Raw genomic sequence first — 14,655 nt, 5'->3', positions numbered from 1 at the left:
GGGGGCACCACCCATGACTTCCTCCGCTCACGCGCACCTCCCCGACAGCGACAGCGACAGCGACAGCGACAGCAGCACCGGCGGCGGCACCGACCCCGGCACCGCCGCTCCCCCGCCCGTCGCCGACCGCCGCGCGCACCGCAAGCTGCTCGCGGCCGGGCTGCTGGGCAGTTCGATCGAGTGGTACGACTTCTTCCTGTACGGCACGGCGGCGGCGCTCGTCTTCCCTGACGTGTTCTTCCCCCACTCCTCCGCCCTGACCGGCACCCTGCTCTCCTTCAGCACGTTCTGGGCCGGGTTCGTGGCCCGTCCGCTCGGCGGGCTCCTCGCCGGTCACTTCGGCGACAAGTACGGCCGCAAACCCACGGTCGTGGTCTGTCTCCTCGGCATGGCCCTCGCCACGTTCCTGATCGGCTGTCTGCCGAGCGCCGGGACCGTCGGCGCGCTCGCCCCGACCCTGCTGGTGCTGCTGCGCTTCGTGCAGGGCATCGCGGCCGGCGGGCAGTGGGGCGGGATCGCGCTGCTGCTGACGGAGTCGGCCGGGCCCAAGCGCCGCGGGTTCGCGGGCACGTTCGGCCAGACCAGCGTGCCCGTCGCCGTCATCATCTCCACCCTGGTCTTCACCACGGTCAGCGCCTCCCTGTCGGACGAGGCCCTGACCGACTGGGGCTGGCGCATCCCGTTCCTGCTCAGCGCGGTGATGTTCCCGGTGGTGCTGTACATCCAGCGCAAGGTCGAGGACACCCCGGACTTCCGCAGGCTCCAGGAGACGGCGGCACGCAAGCAGGAGGCGGTCGTGGTGCGGGCGCCGCTGGCCGAGGCCGTGCGCCGCAACTGGCGCACCATCCTGCTCGCCTGCGGCACCCTGTCCGCCACCAACAGCCTGTTCTACGTCAGCATCACCGGCCTGCTGAGCTACGGCACCAAGACGCTGGACATGAACCGGAACTCGCTGCTGACCGCCACGCTGCTGGCCGCGGTGCTGATGACGGCGATCCTCCCCTACACGGGGAAGCTCTCGGACCGCTACGGCCGGCGCGCCCTCATCCTCATCGGCGGAGCCGGCGTGGTGGCCTGGGCGTTCCCCTACTTCGCACTGGTGGGGACGGCGTCGGCGCCGATGATCTTCATCGCGGTCGCCGTCGGCTTCGTCTTCCAGGGCCTGACGTACGGTCCGATGGCCGCCTACTTCGGTGAGTTGTTCGCGCCGAACGTCCGCTACTCCGGCGCCTCGCTGGCCTACCAGCTCTCGGCGATCGTCGTCAGCGGCAGCACGCCGGTCCTGATGACCGCGCTGATCGCCGAGACGGACAGCACCGTCCTGGTCGCGGCGTTCATCGCCCTGATGGGCGCGGTCACCTTCGTCTGCGCCTGGTTCCTGCCGGAGACCAACACCGCCGAGGTGCGCCGGGACCCCGAGGCGCTCCCCGGAGCGCACCTGTACCGCTGACACACGGCCGGGCACCGGGAACCGCGGTGTCCGGCCCTTTCCCCACGGCTTCCCGGCCACTTCCCGAACGACGAGGAGACAGCACATATGTTCACCCCTGAACCCGAGTTCCCGCTCGGCGACATCCCCAAGGAGTACGCGGCGGAGCGCCCGGACGCGGTCGCGGTGCGGGCGGCGGACGAGGAGCTGACCTGGGACGGGCTGTACCGGGCGAGCAACGCGGTGGCGCGCGGTCTGAAACTGTCCGGCGTCGGGCCCGGGCGCATCGTCCCGCTGATGCTGCCCAACAGTGTGGACGTGGTCGTGGCGGCCTTCGCCTGTCTGAAGATCGGCGCCGTGCCGCAGCCGCTCTCGACCCGGCTGGCCGCCCCCGAGGAGCAGGCCATCCTCGAACTGTCCGACCCGGTGGCCGTCGTCGGCCGGGAGGAGGGCGCGCCCGTGGGCGACGGCAGGCTGCGGGCCACCACGGTGGCGGCGCTGCGCCGGCTCGGCGGCACGGACGACGACCTGCCGACGGAGGTCGGCCCCTCGTGGAAGGCGCCCACCTCGGGCGGCTCCACCGGCCGCCCGAAGATCATCCTCTCGGGCTCGTCGGGCACGTTCCACGCCTTCGACAGCGAGGCCTGGGGTATCGGCAGCCGGGAGCGGGCGCTCATCACCGCGCCGGTCCACCACAACGCGCCCTTCTCCACCGCCATGACGGTCCTGTTCAACGGCGGCACGGTCACCCTGCTCGGCAAGTTCGACGCGGAGCGGGTGCTGGCCGAGGTGGAGCGGCACGCGGTCACCTGGATGTACCTGGTGCCGACGATGATGCGGCGCATCCTGGCCCTGCCCGAGGAGACCCGGCACCGCTACGACCTCTCCTCGCTGGTGTCGGTGTGGCACTGCGCGGAACCGTGCCCCCCGGCGATCAAGCAGGCGTGGATCGACTGGCTCGGCGCCGAGCGGATCTTCGAGCTCTACGCCGGGACGGAGGCGCAGGCCGGGTGCACCATCTCGGGTCCCGAATGGCTCGAGCACCGCGGCTCGGTGGGGCGTACGACGTGGGGCGAGATCAAGATCGTGGCGCTGGACGGGACCCCGGTCACCGAGGCCGGTCACAGCGGCGAGGTCTTCATGCGGGTCCCGCCGGGCAATCCGCCGGCCTTCCGCTACCTGGGCGCGGAGGTGAAGGAGGTCGACGGGTGGTCGACGCTGGGGGACATCGGCGAGTTCGACGCGGACGGCTATCTGTACCTGCACGACCGCCGGTCGGACATGCTGCTGGTCGGCGGAGTGAACGTCTACCCCGCCGAGATCGAGGGCGCGCTGGCCGAGCACCCGGACGTGCTCTCCAGCGCGGTGATCGGACTGCCGGACGCGGACCGCGGCAACCGGATCCACGCGATCGTCCAGGTCGAGGAGGGGTGCACGACGACGGCGGACGAGATCGGCGCGTTCCTCGCCGGCCGGCTCTCCCCGCACAAGCGCCCCCGGTCGATCGAACTCGTCGACACGCCGCTGCGCAGCGCGGCGGGCAAGGTCAGGCGCTCGGCACTCCGCGCGCAGCGCCTGCACGCTGCGCCCCGTTAGGGACGCAGCCCCGTAAGGGGCGCGGGGAACTGCGCGACCAGCCACGACGGGTCCGCGCGTACGCACGGCCTTCCGCGCTCCTTCCTCGAAGCCCCGGCGGCTCCGGCACCGCGCCCAAGGGGGGTGGGTGGCAAGGGGCATCGGCGGGTGACGGGTGCGCCGAGAGCCTCGCGATGTCGAAGACGCCGGTCGGACCGCCGAGGACGGCGGTCACCCCCGTGCCCACGGGGACGCCGTCCAGTTCGGCCGGGCAGAAGGTGAGCCCGTCGCCCTTGAGCGTGCCGGATCCGTGAACGGGTCCAGCGTCCCGGGCGGCGCCTCGAAGCCCCAGGGGGTCCTGCGGCTGATCCATACGGCCGATCGTGGGCGCACCGGACACCGCGGTGCCGTGACCCCCGGGCGCGGTGCACGTTGCCCCGGGGGAACGGTGGACCCGCGCCGGGCGGGACGCGCGTACGAGAGGCAGGGGACGGGACATGACCCCGGAACACCTGAACCGTCGACGGTTCCTGACGGTGTCCGCGGCGGGTGCCGCGGGCGTCGCGACGACGGCACCGGCCAGGGCGCTCACCGCGCCCGACCGGGCCGGACGCCGCACGGTCACCTACCACGAGCTGACGGGCGGTTCGGTCACCGCCGACCGCGCCGGCCGTACCGTCGTCGCGGAGGTGCAGGGCGTCCTGTGGCGGGTACCGCCCGGCGGCGGCACGGCCGAGCCGCTCACCGACTGGACCCTGGAGGCCACCCGGCCGGCCCTCTCCCCCGACGGCGAGCGGATCGCCGTCTGCGGCTACCGCGGCGGCACCTTCCACCTGTGGCTGCTGCGCGCGGACGGCGGCGATCCGCGCCGGCTCACCGACGGTCCGTGGGACGACCGGGGCGCCGCCTGGTCCCCCGACGGACGGCGGATCGCCTTCTCCTCCGAGCGCGGCGGCGACCCGGTGACCGGCGCCTCCTTCGGGCTGTGGGTGTACGACACGGCCGACGGCCGCCTGCGACAGGTGACGGGCGGCGCCGACGCCGGCTTCGACGACTACGACCCGGTCTGGTGGCCGGACGGCGACTCTTTGGTGTGCGTGCGCGCCGCCCACCTGCCCGGCGGCGGCAACGACGGCGGCCGCAGCCTGGTGCGCGTGCCGCTCGCGGACGGCACGGCGGAGGTCGTCCGCACCGTGCCGGAGGGCCGGCTGGTGGGCCCGTCCGTCTCCCCCGGCGGGCGGATCGCCTGCGTCCACCTGTCCGGCGCGCCCGCCGCCTCTCCGCTGCCGCCCGCCAGGACGCTGCTGACGGTGGACGGGAAGACGGTGACCGCGGACGAGGACCTGGCGGCCGCCCCGCCCCACTGGCTCGACGAGAACCGGCTGCTGTACGTGGCGGACGGCCGCATCCGCACCCGTACCCTCGGCGCACCCGCCGTCCGCGACCTCCCCTTCACCGCCCGCACGACCGCGCCCCGCCCCTCCTGGCGCCCCAAGTCCCGGGATCTGGACGCCGGTTCGTCCTTCCCCGTACGCGGCATCCATCGCCCCGTCCTCTCCCCGGACGGGTCCACCGCCGCGTTCGTCGCGCTCGACGCACTGTGGCTGCTGCGCGCCGGCCGGGCGCCCCGCAGGGTGCTGCGGGCCGCGCCCGGTCACTACGTGCAGTCCCCGGCGTGGGCGCCGGACGGGCGGACCCTGCTGTACTGCACCGACCGGGACGGGCTGACCGCCGTGCACCGCGTCGGCCCCGACGGCACGGGCGACACGGCCCTCACGGAGGGCGGCCGCCTCTACCCCGCGCTGTCGCCGGACGGCTCCCGGCTGGCCTGCCAGGACGTCACCGGGAACCTCCTCGTGCGCGACCTGGCCACCGGCGAGGAACGGGTGGTGGCCCGGCCGCTCGCCGCCGACGGCCCGCCGGGCGCCCCCAGTTGGTCACCGGACGGCCGGTATCTCGCCTACTGCGACCGCAACCGGCTCAACCAGCGCTTCCGGGAGGGCTACCACCTCGTCCGCGTCGTCGACACCCGCACGGGCACCGCCCGCAGCCACCTCCCGGCCGCGCACCAGTCGCTCTCCGACCGGTACGCCGCCGGGCCCGTCTGGTCCCCGGACGGCCGCTGGATGGCGCTGGTCGCGGAGTCCGCGCTGTGGCTGCTGCCCGTCACCGCCGACGGCACCCCCGCGGGCCCCGCCCGCCGGCTCACCGACGAACCGGCCGACCACCCGAGCTGGTCCGGCGACGCACGCACCCTGCTGTACCTCTCGAACGGCCGGCTGCGACTGCTCTCCCTCGACGCGGACGGCTCCCCCGGCCGCACCCGCACCCTGCCCCTCCGTCTGACCGCCCACCGCACGGTCCCCTCGCGCGCCGGGAGACTGCGCGTGCACGCCGGTCAGTTGTGGGACGCCACCGGCACCGCCCCGCACCACGACGTCGACATCCTCGTCGACGGCAACCGGATCACCGCCGTCGAGCCCCACCGCCGGCACCGGCCGGGCCACCGCACCCTCGACCTGTCCGACCGGACCGTCCTGCCCGGCCTGTTCGACAGCCACACCCACCCGTACACCGCGACCTACGGCGCCCGGCAGGCCCTCACCGCCCTCGCCTACGGCATCACCACCACCGTCTGCATGGGCGGGCCCCTGTACGAGACGGTGCGGCTGCGGGAGTCCGCCGACGCCGGGCGCGCCCTGGGCCCGCGCCAACTGGCCTGCGCCGAACTGCTCGACGGCGCCCGCACCGCGTACAGCATGGGCCGCGCCCACCGCACCCCGGAGGGCGTCGAGCGCACCCTGCGCCGGGCCGCCGCACTGGACGTCGACTTCGTCAAGACGTACGTGCGCGCCCCGGGCGAGGTCATGGCGCGGGCCGCCGAGGCGGCGCACCGGCTGGGCGTGCCGAGCGGCAGCCACCTCTGCTCCCCCGGCCGCGCGGCGGGCCAGGACCTGACCACGCATTTGCAGGCCACCCAGCGCCTGCCCCACGGTCACGCCACCACGCCGCTCGGCCATCTCCACCAGGACCTGCTCGCCCAGTACGGCGACGGCGACTTCCGCATGATCATCACGCCGTTCGGCGCGCAGTTCCTCCTCGGCGCCGACCCCGCCCTCGCCGACGACCCCCGGGTGCGCGCCCTGATGCCGCCGTGGGACGTCGCCGCCGTACGCGAACGCGCGGGGACCGCGCCCACCGCGCCGCAGCTGCGGGCGCTGGCCACCGAGACGGCCGACTACCGGCGCCTGGCCGACCGGGGCGCGGTCCTGGCCCTCGGCACCGACTCCCCGCTGGTCCCCGTCGGCCTGTCCCTGCACCTCGGGCTGCGCGCCCTGCACGCGCACGGGTTCACCGCGGCCGAGGCCCTGCACCTGGCCACCAGCGTGCCCGCACGGCTGTTCGGCCTCGACGGGCAGCTCGGCACGGTCCAGGAGGGGCGGATCGCCGACCTCACCGTCGTCCGGGGCGATCCGTTCACCGATTTCGCCACCCTCGTCGACACCCCGCTCGTCCTGCGCGACGGCGTGCCGTACCGGCAGAGCGACCTCGTCGCCACGTTCGCGGCCGGCCCCGCACCCGCGCCGCCGGAGGGCACCGACTGGCGGACGGTGGGGCGGGCCCTGCGGGCGGGGCACTGCTGCCACCCCGGCGAGCGGTAGGCACCGGGCGCCCCGCGCGGCTGCGGGCTCACCCGTCCGGACGCGTCCTGGACCGGTGAGCCGTCCCCACGCCTTCCGGGGTACCGGCGCCACCTGCGCGCGCCGCGCCACCCGGGCGACCGGGTGGCGGCCCCGGCGGCGGAGCCCGCGCGGCCGAAGGCACCGGTCTTCTGAGAGGATCCGGAGATCCCTTACGGAACGACACGGCCCGGCGGCGGCGCGCGGACGGGCCCGAGGCGCGCGAGGATCGGTGAATGGGCGTGGGAGTGGGTCTCGTGCTGTCGGTCGTCTTCGCGCTGTGCGCGGCGTTCAGCAACGCGCTGGCCACCGTGTTGCAGCGGCGGGCCGCGCTGAGCGTGCCCGAGTCGCGGGGGTTCCGCTTCGGGCTCGTCCTGGACCTGCTGCACCGGCCGGTGTGGATGGCCGGGATGCTCGCGGTGGTGGTGGCCGGGATCGGGCAGGCGGCGGCGCTGGCCACCGGCCCGCTCTCGCTGGTCCAGCCGCTGTTCGTGCTGGAGCTGCCGCTGGCCCTGCTGATCGCCTCGCTGGTGACGCGGAACCGGCTGCCGGGTGCGCTGTGGGCGGCCGTGGCCTCGGTGGTCGTCGGACTGGGGCTCGCCCTGGTGGCCGCGTCGCCCTCCGGGCACCAGGAGCATGTGGCCCCCGACCGGTGGATCCCGGCGCTGGTGGCCTGCGCCGGGCTCGTGGTGCTGCTGGTGGCGGCCGGGTTCAGACGGCCCACCGGCAAGGCGCGGGCCGGCTGTCTGGGCGCGGCCACGGCGGTCTGCTACGCGCTGACCGCCGGGCTGATGAAGTCCGCCATGGCGGTCCTGGACGGCTCCGGAATCGTCGCCTTCCTCACCGCGTGGCAGACGTACGCGTTCGCGGCGGCCGGGGTGTGCGCGGTGCTGCTCCTCGAGCACGCGATGCAGGGCGGGCCCCTGGTCGCCTCCCAGCCGGCGCTCACCCTCGGCGACGCGACGGTGAGCCTGCTGCTCGGGGTGGTGCTGTACCAGGAGCACCTCCGTGCCGGGTGGTGGCTGCTGCCGCAGCTGCTGGGCGTGGGCCTGATCATCGCGGGTGTGCTGGTGCTGGCGCACCGGGGGACGGATCTGCGCAACGAGGCGCGGGAGGCCGAGGGCCGCTCGGCCCCGGCCTCCTGAGCGCCCGGGGCCGAGCGGCCGCCGCCACCGCTACCGCGTCTGCCCCCGTTCGAAGTAGGCGACCAGTTCCGGATCCAGCTCCGGCACCTCGCGGGGTGTGCCGCCGTCCCGCAGGGACGCGGTGGCCCGTACCCCCGCGGCGACGGCCATCCGCGCGGCGACGGGCGAGGTGTCCGTGGCGCCGCCCTCGCGCACGAACCGGAGGAACTCGTCGATCAGCAGCGGGTCGGCGCCGCCGTGCCCCTCCTCCCCGTCGTCGCCCTCCCCGGTGGCCGGCACGGCGTACTCCGCGTCGGCCTCGGCCCGGTAGGTGGAGCGGCGGGAGTTCCACACCCGGACCACCGCTCCCTCCTCGTCGCCGAAGTTCTCCAGCCGGCCGGCGTCGCCGATGACGGTGTAGTTGCGCCAGTAGTCGGGGGTGAAGTGGCACTGCTGGTAGGCGGCGAGGACCCCGTTGTCCAGGCGCATGTTGAGCAGCGACACGTCCTCGACGTCGATGACCGGGTTGAGTCCGCGCTGGGTGTGCGGGGGCCAGTGGCCGTCCTCGGTGTGCCAGTCGGCGTACTTGGGCTCGCCGGGGGACCTGCGGTGCGGGTTGTCCCCGTAGACCATCAGGTCGCCGAGGGCCTGCACCCGCCGTGCGTAGCCCCCGGCGAGCCAGTGCAGTACGTCGATGTCGTGGGCGGCCTTCTGGAGCAGCAGCCCGGTGGTGTGGCGCCGTTCCGCGTGCCAGTCCTTGAAGTACCAGTCGCCGCCGTACCCCACGAAGTGCCGCACCCAGACGGTCTTGACCTCGCCGATCTCGCCGCGCGCGATGATGTCGCGCATCAGCCGGATCACCGGCATGTGCCGCATGTTGTGTCCGACGTAGAGGCGGGTGCCGGTCTCGTACGCCGTGCGCAGGATCGCGTCGCAGCGTTCGACGGTGATGTCGAGGGGTTTCTCGACGAAGACCGGCTTGCCCGCCTCCAGCGCCTCGCGGGCGAGGTCGGCGTGGGTGTGGTCGGGGGTGAGGACGAGGACGGCGTCGATGTCGGGGGCGTGGATCACCTCCCTGTGGTCGTGGGTCAGGCGCGCCCCGGGGAACGCCGCTTCCGCCTCCTTGCGGGCCGCGCCGTCGGGGTCGGCGAGCGCGGCGATCCGTGACCCGTCGCCCGGTCGGTGGGCGGTGCGCGCGAGCGAGCCGCGCAGTCCGAAGCCGAGGACACCGAGGCGGAGTTCGCGGGGGGCGTCGGTCATGACAGGTGCGCCTTTCTGGTGGGTGATGCGTGGTGTTCTGTAGTGGTGTGCGGGGGGCGTCAGCTCACGGTGATCCTGTCGATGTCGGGTGCCCAGCCGTCGGGGTTGGCGAGGGTGACGGTGTTGTCCGTACCCGCGCGCAGGTCCAGTCGCACCGTGGTGGTGGCGGTGGTGTTCCAGTCGGCGGTCGGGGCGAAGGTGAGGGTCTGGGTGGTGCCGTCGTTGGCCTCGATGGTGGCCGTGCGGGCGGTCTGGGTGGCGTAGTGCACGGTGACGGTGCGGGTGCCTCCGGTGCCGCCGTCGACGTGGCGGAAGGTGAGGGTGGCGCCGTTGCCGACGTATCCCACCTTGGCTCCGCCGGAGCAGCCGCCGCAGTCGGCCACGAGCGCCCCGCCGGTCAGGGTGTTGCCGGACGCCTCGGCCTCGTAGCTCGCCGGACCGGTGTCCTGGCCCGGGCCGACGGTCATCGCGCCGAGGTCGAGCCAGCCGTCGCTGTTCTGGCCGGCGTTGGCGAAGCGCAGCTTCTTGGCGCGGGAGCTCACCTTCTCCAGGGGGTTGTCGGCCTTCATCACGAGCCGGTAGCCGCCCTGGCCGACGCCGGTGAGATCGACGGAGGTGTCGAAGTAGCGCGGGCTGCCGAAGTCCAGGTACGTGGGGTCGGAGCCCACTCCCCAGTCCGGGAAGGCCCTGATCCGGGTGGGCATGACCGTGCGCAGGTCCCAGGAGGTGTCCCAGTCCTTGACGACCTCGCCGGAGGCGTTCTTGAGGCCGAGGCGGACCTTCCAGGGGTAGTAGAAGGGCGCCACACCGGTGTTGGTCATCCGTACGCCGACCTTGGTGGTGCCCTGTGCGCTGTCGTGGAAGTAGGCGTCGGTGACGCCGAGGTCGTAGCCCATCAGCCGGACGGCGGCGGCCACGTTCGGGTCGGTGGCGGAGTAGTTGGCGCTGCCCTCGTTGATCTTCCAGGTGGTGTGCTCCAGCTCCAGGCACGCCTTCATGTTGTCCACGTCGCCTGACCCGCCGGGCCAGTTCGCGAAGGCGTCGGGCTGGATCTCGGGCCGTACCTCGCCGCCCATGGATGCGGTGGTCCAGCGGTTCTCGACGCCGTGTTCGACGGCCTTCTGGAGCTGGGCCCAGGGGGCGCCGCCCATCGACTCGGGCAGGGTGACGCCTTGCAGGGGTGAACCCTCCCGGTAGCAGAAGGAATCGTCGTGGTAGCCGACGGAGGGCCGGCTGTCGGCGGCGCCGCCCGCGGAGTCGGGATAGCGCAGCTCGATCTTGGTGTGGGTGAAGGCCTTGTCGTAGGCGTCGACGATCTCGGCGGCGTGGGCGTCGGTGGGCATGTAGTCCGGGTACGAGTCGCCGGAGGTGTCGGTGTCGTAGGGCCAGGTGTGCCATTCGCCCCACAGGCCGATCAGCCCCAGGTGGATGAAGCCCAGGCGCGGGTCGCCGTCGTAGCGGGCGCCGAAGGCGGCGATGAACCGCTTGAGGGCGTCCAGCAGGTAGGGGCTGTCGTAGTCGGGGCTGGTGGTGCCCCAGTAGGCGTTGTCGCGGTTGTCCACGTGCCCGGCGAAGCAGGGCGGGATGGCGTTGGTGGGGTGGCTGCCGGTGCTGTGCGGATACTCGATGTAGAAGCGGACGGCGGCCCGGTTGCCGGCCGCGGCGATGGCGTCCAGCGCGTCGTCCAGGACCCCCCAGTCGTAGTGGCCGCAGTCGGAGGCGTCGTTCATGACCTCCGACAGGCCGAAGTAGGACCAGGTCAGCGAGTGCGGATAGCCCGTGTTCTGGTCGCTGCCCGCCTGGTAGAAGCGGGCGAATCCCTTGAGCGGGTTGTCCAGTGGCGCGTCGGCGGCGGCCAGGGCGTGGACCGGGAGCGTGGGGTCGGGGTCCGGGCCGGGCGCCGGGCGGTCGGGGACACCGCCCGCGGCCGCGGCGGCGCCGGACGCGGTGCCGGCGGTGACGGGGGCGGCGTGGGCGGTGGTGCCGGGCAGTGCCGTGAGGGCGAGGGCGAGGGCCGCCGAGCAGAGAGCGGCCCACAGCCCTCTGCGGCGTCCGGGCGAGAACGTGCGCATGGTCGGCCTCCGGGGGTTCGGTTGCGGTGGGGGTGGCCGGTGACCCGGCCGCCGGCCCCGGGCCGGTGGGAGGTCCGGTCCGGGGCCGGCGCGCGGTCCGGCGAGTGTGGCTGAATCCCGATCAGTTATGCGCCACCATTGACAAAGTTTCGCTGTTGCTCATCAATATGTGGGCACAGCGCTCCACTGGCAAGAGGTGCGGCGCAGATCTTCTTCGGAGGCGTGAGTATGGGCGCCAGCACGGCAGTTGCGCCGCCCCGGCAGCGCGGCGGGGGCCGCACGGGCAAAGGCGCGAGCCCGGGGCGGCCCCGGAAAGCGCGTGACGACAGGAAGGCGGCCTGGCTGTTCCTCGCCCCGGCCCTGGCGGGATTCGCACTGTTCTACGCCTATCCGACCGCCCGGGGCGTCTACTACTCGCTCACCGACTACAGCCTGCTCACCGATCCGCACTTCACCGGCACGGAGAACTACCGGCAGCTGATCGGCGACGACCAGTTCTGGAACGCGCTCAAGGTCACCGGCTACTACGTCGTGCTGAACATCGGCTCGCAGATGATCCTCGCCCTGGGGCTCGCGACGCTGATGCACCGGCTGACCCGCTCGGTGGCGCTGCGCGCGATGCTGCTCGTGCCCTGGCTGGTGCCCAACGTCACCGTGGGCCTGCTGTGGATGTGGATGCTCGACGCCAACCTCGGCCTCGTCAACCACCTCCTGGGCGCCTTCGGCGTGGGCCCCACCGGCTTCTTCACCTCACCGACCTGGGCGATGCCCACCGTCGCCGGCATCAACGCCTGGGCCTACACCGGCTACACGGCGCTGCTGCTCTACGCGGGGATGCTCCAGATCCCGCAACACCTGTACGAGAGCGCCTCGTTGGACGGCGCGGGCGAGTGGCGCACCTTCACCCGCATCACCCTGCCGCTGCTGCGCCCGGTCCTGGCGCTGGTCCTGGTGGTCTCCCTGATCGGTTCGTTCCAGATCTTCGACACGATCGCCGTGACCACCAAGGGCGGCCCGGTCGGCGCCACGCGGGTCATCTACTTCTACATCTACGAACAGGCCTTCACGTACTTCCACATGGGGTACGCCTCCGCCGTCGCCGTGATCCTCGCACTGCTCCTCGGTGTGCTGACCGCCGTGCAGATGCGGCTGCTGCGCGCGTCCCGTTCGGATCTGGCCTGAGGAGCGACCATGACACGCACGCGCACCCGCAACCGGCCGACGCCGGGCCGGATCCTCGCCTGGGCGCTGATGATCGTCGCACTGGTGGCGACGCTCTTCCCGTTCTACTGGATGGTCCGCACCGCCCTGACCCCCGCGGCCGATCTCTACTCCGACTCCACGGGCCCCTTCCCCCAGCACCCCACGATGATCAACTTCTGGCGGGTGCTCGGGCTGACCAGCCAGGAGGAGGCCAGGGCCGCCGGCGGCTCCGGGGCACAGGTCGACTTCCTGCGCTATCTGCTCAACTCCGTCGTCTACAGCGGTCTGATCGCCTCCCTGCAAACGCTGTTCTGCGCGATGGCCGGTTACGCCTTCGCCCGGCTGCGCTTCCCCGGCCGGGACGCGGTCTTCGGGGTGCTGATCGCCGCCCTGATGGTCCCGCCCATCTTCACCGTGCTGCCCAACTTCGTGCTGGTGAAGAACCTCGGCTGGCTCAACACCTTCGCCGGCATGGTCGCGCCGAGCGTGCTGATGACGCCGTTCGCCGTGTTCTTCCTGCGCCAGTTCTTCCTGTCCATCCCGCGTGAGGTGGAGGAGGCCGCCGTCCTGGACGGGGTCGGCGCCTGGGGCGTCTTCTGGCGCGTGGTGATGCCGATGAGCCGGGGCCCCCTGCTCACCATCGGGCTGACGACCGCGGTGTGGGCCTGGAAGGACTATCTGTGGCCGCTGCTGACCGGCCGCGAGGAGGAGACCCGCGTACTGACGGTCGCGCTCGGCATCTTCCAGCAGCAGTCCCCCAACACCCAGCCGGACTGGACCGGTCTGATGGCCGGCTCCACCCTCTCCGTGCTGCCCGTCCTCGTGATCCTGATCCTCCTCGGCCGCCGTCTGGTCGAGTCGCTGAACTTCACCGGCATCAAGTGAGCCGGCCCTCCCACCACTTCGTCACCGCACGCTCCTGAGAGAGGCATCCGACATGCGATCCACCCACCGGCGCGCCGCCGCGGCCCTGCTGTGCCTGGCCGCGACCTCGACCTTCGTCTCCTGCGGCAGCTCCGACGAGGGCTCCGGCGGCACCACGCTCAACTACTGGCTGTGGGACGACAAGCAGCTCCCCGCTTACCAGGAGTGCGCGACCGCGTTCCACAAGGCCCACCCGGACATCACCGTCAAGATCACCCAGACGGCGTGGGCCCAGTACTGGCAGAACCTCACCACCCAGCTCACCTCCGGCGACGCCCCGGACGTGTGGACCAACCAGAGCTCCTACTATCCGCAGTTCGCCACCAGCAACCAGCTCCTGGACCTGCAACCGCTGATCGAGCGGGACAAGGTGGACCTCTCCGCCTACCAGAGCGGTCTGGCCGACGTCTGGGCCAAGGACGGCAAGCGCTACGGGCTGCCCAAGGACTGGGACACCATGGCGCTGGTCTACAACACCACGATGCTGAAGAAGCAGGGCCTCACCAAGGCCGAGCTGGACAAGCTCACCTGGAACCCGTCCGACGGCGGCACGCTGGAGCAGGCGATCGCCAAGTCCACCGTCGACACCAAGGGCCGCAACGGACTCGACCCGGACTTCGACAAGAACCACATCAAGGTCTACGGGTTCCTGCCCGAGTGGGCCGACGGCTCGCAGGGACAGAACGGCTGGGGCGACCTGGCCGCCGCCAACGGGTTCACCTATCTCGACAAGAACCCCTGGGGCACCCACTACAACTACGACGACCCGAAGCTCGCCGAGACCATCGCCTGGTTCAAGCACCTGATCGACAAGGGGTACGCGCCCCGCTTCGACAAGCAGTCCACGGTCGCCAACTCCGAGCTGCTCTCGGCGGGCAAGGGCGCCCTCATGGTCACCGGCTCGTGGACCATCTCCACCTTCACCGACCCCAAGGTCCAGGAGAAGCTGGCCTTCGCCCCGCTGCCGGTCGGGCCCGCCGGACGCAAGAGCGCCATCAACGGGCTGGCCGACTCCATCTGGGCCGGCACCAAGCACCAGGAGCAGGCCTGGAGTTGGGTCAAGTACCTGGGCTCCGCCGACTGCCAGGACCGGGTGGCCGAGCACGCCGTGGTCTTCCCCGCGCTGAAGTCCGCCACCCAGAAGGCGCTGGCCGCGCACAAGGCCAAGGGGCACGACGTCAGCGTGTTCACCGACGTCACGGCCGCGAAGGAGACCTTCCCGCTGCCCGTCACCGAGCACGGCACCGAGATCAACCCGCTGGTGCAGGACGCCATCCAGTCCGTCATCCTCGGCCAGGCCCAGCCGCGGAAGGCACTGAAGGACGCCAACGACAAGGTCAACGCCCTCTTCAAGTAGCCCTTCCGGCACCGTACTTCCCACCCGGCCC

Annotated in this window: 9 protein-coding genes; 7 read left to right on the top strand and 2 right to left on the bottom strand. The window is 72.6% G+C overall.

The window, feature by feature from the left end:
* Positions 1-13 precede the first annotated feature (13 nt).
* From IO29_RS00165 to IO29_RS00150, 4 genes are all read left to right on the top strand, one after another.
* Positions 14-1,450 carry an MFS transporter gene (locus tag IO29_RS00165; RefSeq protein WP_030381160.1) on the top strand — a complete coding sequence of 479 codons (1,437 nt, stop codon included), beginning with the start codon at positions 14-16 and terminating at the stop codon, positions 1,448-1,450.
* An 87-nt stretch (positions 1,451-1,537) separates the two neighbouring features.
* Positions 1,538-3,025, top strand: a complete 1,488-nt coding sequence (locus IO29_RS00160) for an AMP-binding protein (RefSeq protein ID WP_033226160.1) — start codon at positions 1,538-1,540, stop codon at positions 3,023-3,025.
* Positions 3,026-3,501: 476 nt separating this feature from the next.
* The gene (locus tag IO29_RS00155) at positions 3,502-6,666 is read left to right on the top strand and encodes an amidohydrolase family protein (RefSeq protein ID WP_030381158.1); all 3,165 of its coding nucleotides are present in this window, start codon (positions 3,502-3,504) and stop codon (positions 6,664-6,666) included.
* A gap of 266 nt (positions 6,667-6,932) precedes the next feature.
* A complete protein-coding gene (locus tag IO29_RS00150) occupies positions 6,933-7,829 on the top strand; it encodes a DMT family transporter (protein WP_051707838.1) in 897 nt (298 codons plus the stop codon).
* A gap of 30 nt (positions 7,830-7,859) precedes the next feature.
* Here the strand turns inward: IO29_RS00150 and IO29_RS00145 are convergent, their stop codons facing one another.
* Entirely contained in the window at positions 7,860-9,068 is a 1,209-nt protein-coding gene (locus tag IO29_RS00145; protein WP_030381156.1) for a Gfo/Idh/MocA family protein, read from the bottom strand.
* A gap of 59 nt (positions 9,069-9,127) precedes the next feature.
* A complete protein-coding gene (locus IO29_RS00140) occupies positions 9,128-11,140 on the bottom strand; it encodes a DUF4832 domain-containing protein (protein ID WP_030381155.1) in 2,013 nt (670 codons plus the stop codon).
* Positions 11,141-11,368: 228 nt separating this feature from the next.
* Here IO29_RS00140 and IO29_RS00135 point away from each other — a divergent pair, with 228 nt between their 5' ends.
* The 3 genes from IO29_RS00135 to IO29_RS00125 are packed head-to-tail and all read left to right on the top strand — an operon-like array spanning position 11,369 to position 14,624.
* On the top strand, positions 11,369-12,322 hold the full coding sequence (locus tag IO29_RS00135; RefSeq protein ID WP_030381154.1) for a carbohydrate ABC transporter permease: 954 nt from the start codon (positions 11,369-11,371) through the stop codon (positions 12,320-12,322).
* A gap of 9 nt (positions 12,323-12,331) precedes the next feature.
* A complete protein-coding gene (locus IO29_RS00130; protein ID WP_030381153.1) occupies positions 12,332-13,228 on the top strand; it encodes a carbohydrate ABC transporter permease in 897 nt (298 codons plus the stop codon).
* A 52-nt stretch (positions 13,229-13,280) separates the two neighbouring features.
* Positions 13,281-14,624 (top strand): ABC transporter substrate-binding protein, encoded by a 1,344-nt coding sequence (locus tag IO29_RS00125; RefSeq protein ID WP_030381152.1) that lies wholly within the window; start codon positions 13,281-13,283, stop codon positions 14,622-14,624.
* The last annotated feature ends 31 nt before the right edge of the window (positions 14,625-14,655 follow it).

Origin of the sequence: Streptomyces sp. NRRL F-6676 (genome assembly GCF_000725625.1) — a bacterium.
GTDB lineage: Bacteria > Actinomycetota > Actinomycetes > Streptomycetales > Streptomycetaceae > Streptomyces.
The sequence above is the reverse complement of the archived record's forward strand: the minus strand, read 5'-3'. Positions and strand labels throughout refer to the sequence as shown.

What these genes read in the sequence shown, in the direction of transcription:
- IO29_RS00165 (WP_030381160.1), top strand. Translation starts at nt 14, where the DNA reads ATGACTTCCTCCGCTCACGCGCACCTCCCCGACAGCGACAGCGACAGC.
- IO29_RS00160 (WP_033226160.1), top strand. Translation starts at nt 1,538, where the DNA reads ATGTTCACCCCTGAACCCGAGTTCCCGCTCGGCGACATCCCCAAGGAG.
- IO29_RS00155 (WP_030381158.1), top strand. Translation starts at nt 3,502, where the DNA reads ATGACCCCGGAACACCTGAACCGTCGACGGTTCCTGACGGTGTCCGCG.
- IO29_RS00145 (WP_030381156.1), bottom strand. Translation starts at nt 9,068, where the DNA reads ATGACCGACGCCCCCCGCGAACTCCGCCTCGGTGTCCTCGGCTTCGGA.
- IO29_RS00140 (WP_030381155.1), bottom strand. Translation starts at nt 11,140, where the DNA reads ATGCGCACGTTCTCGCCCGGACGCCGCAGAGGGCTGTGGGCCGCTCTC.
- IO29_RS00135 (WP_030381154.1), top strand. Translation starts at nt 11,369, where the DNA reads ATGGGCGCCAGCACGGCAGTTGCGCCGCCCCGGCAGCGCGGCGGGGGC.
- IO29_RS00130 (WP_030381153.1), top strand. Translation starts at nt 12,332, where the DNA reads ATGACACGCACGCGCACCCGCAACCGGCCGACGCCGGGCCGGATCCTC.
- IO29_RS00125 (WP_030381152.1), top strand. Translation starts at nt 13,281, where the DNA reads ATGCGATCCACCCACCGGCGCGCCGCCGCGGCCCTGCTGTGCCTGGCC.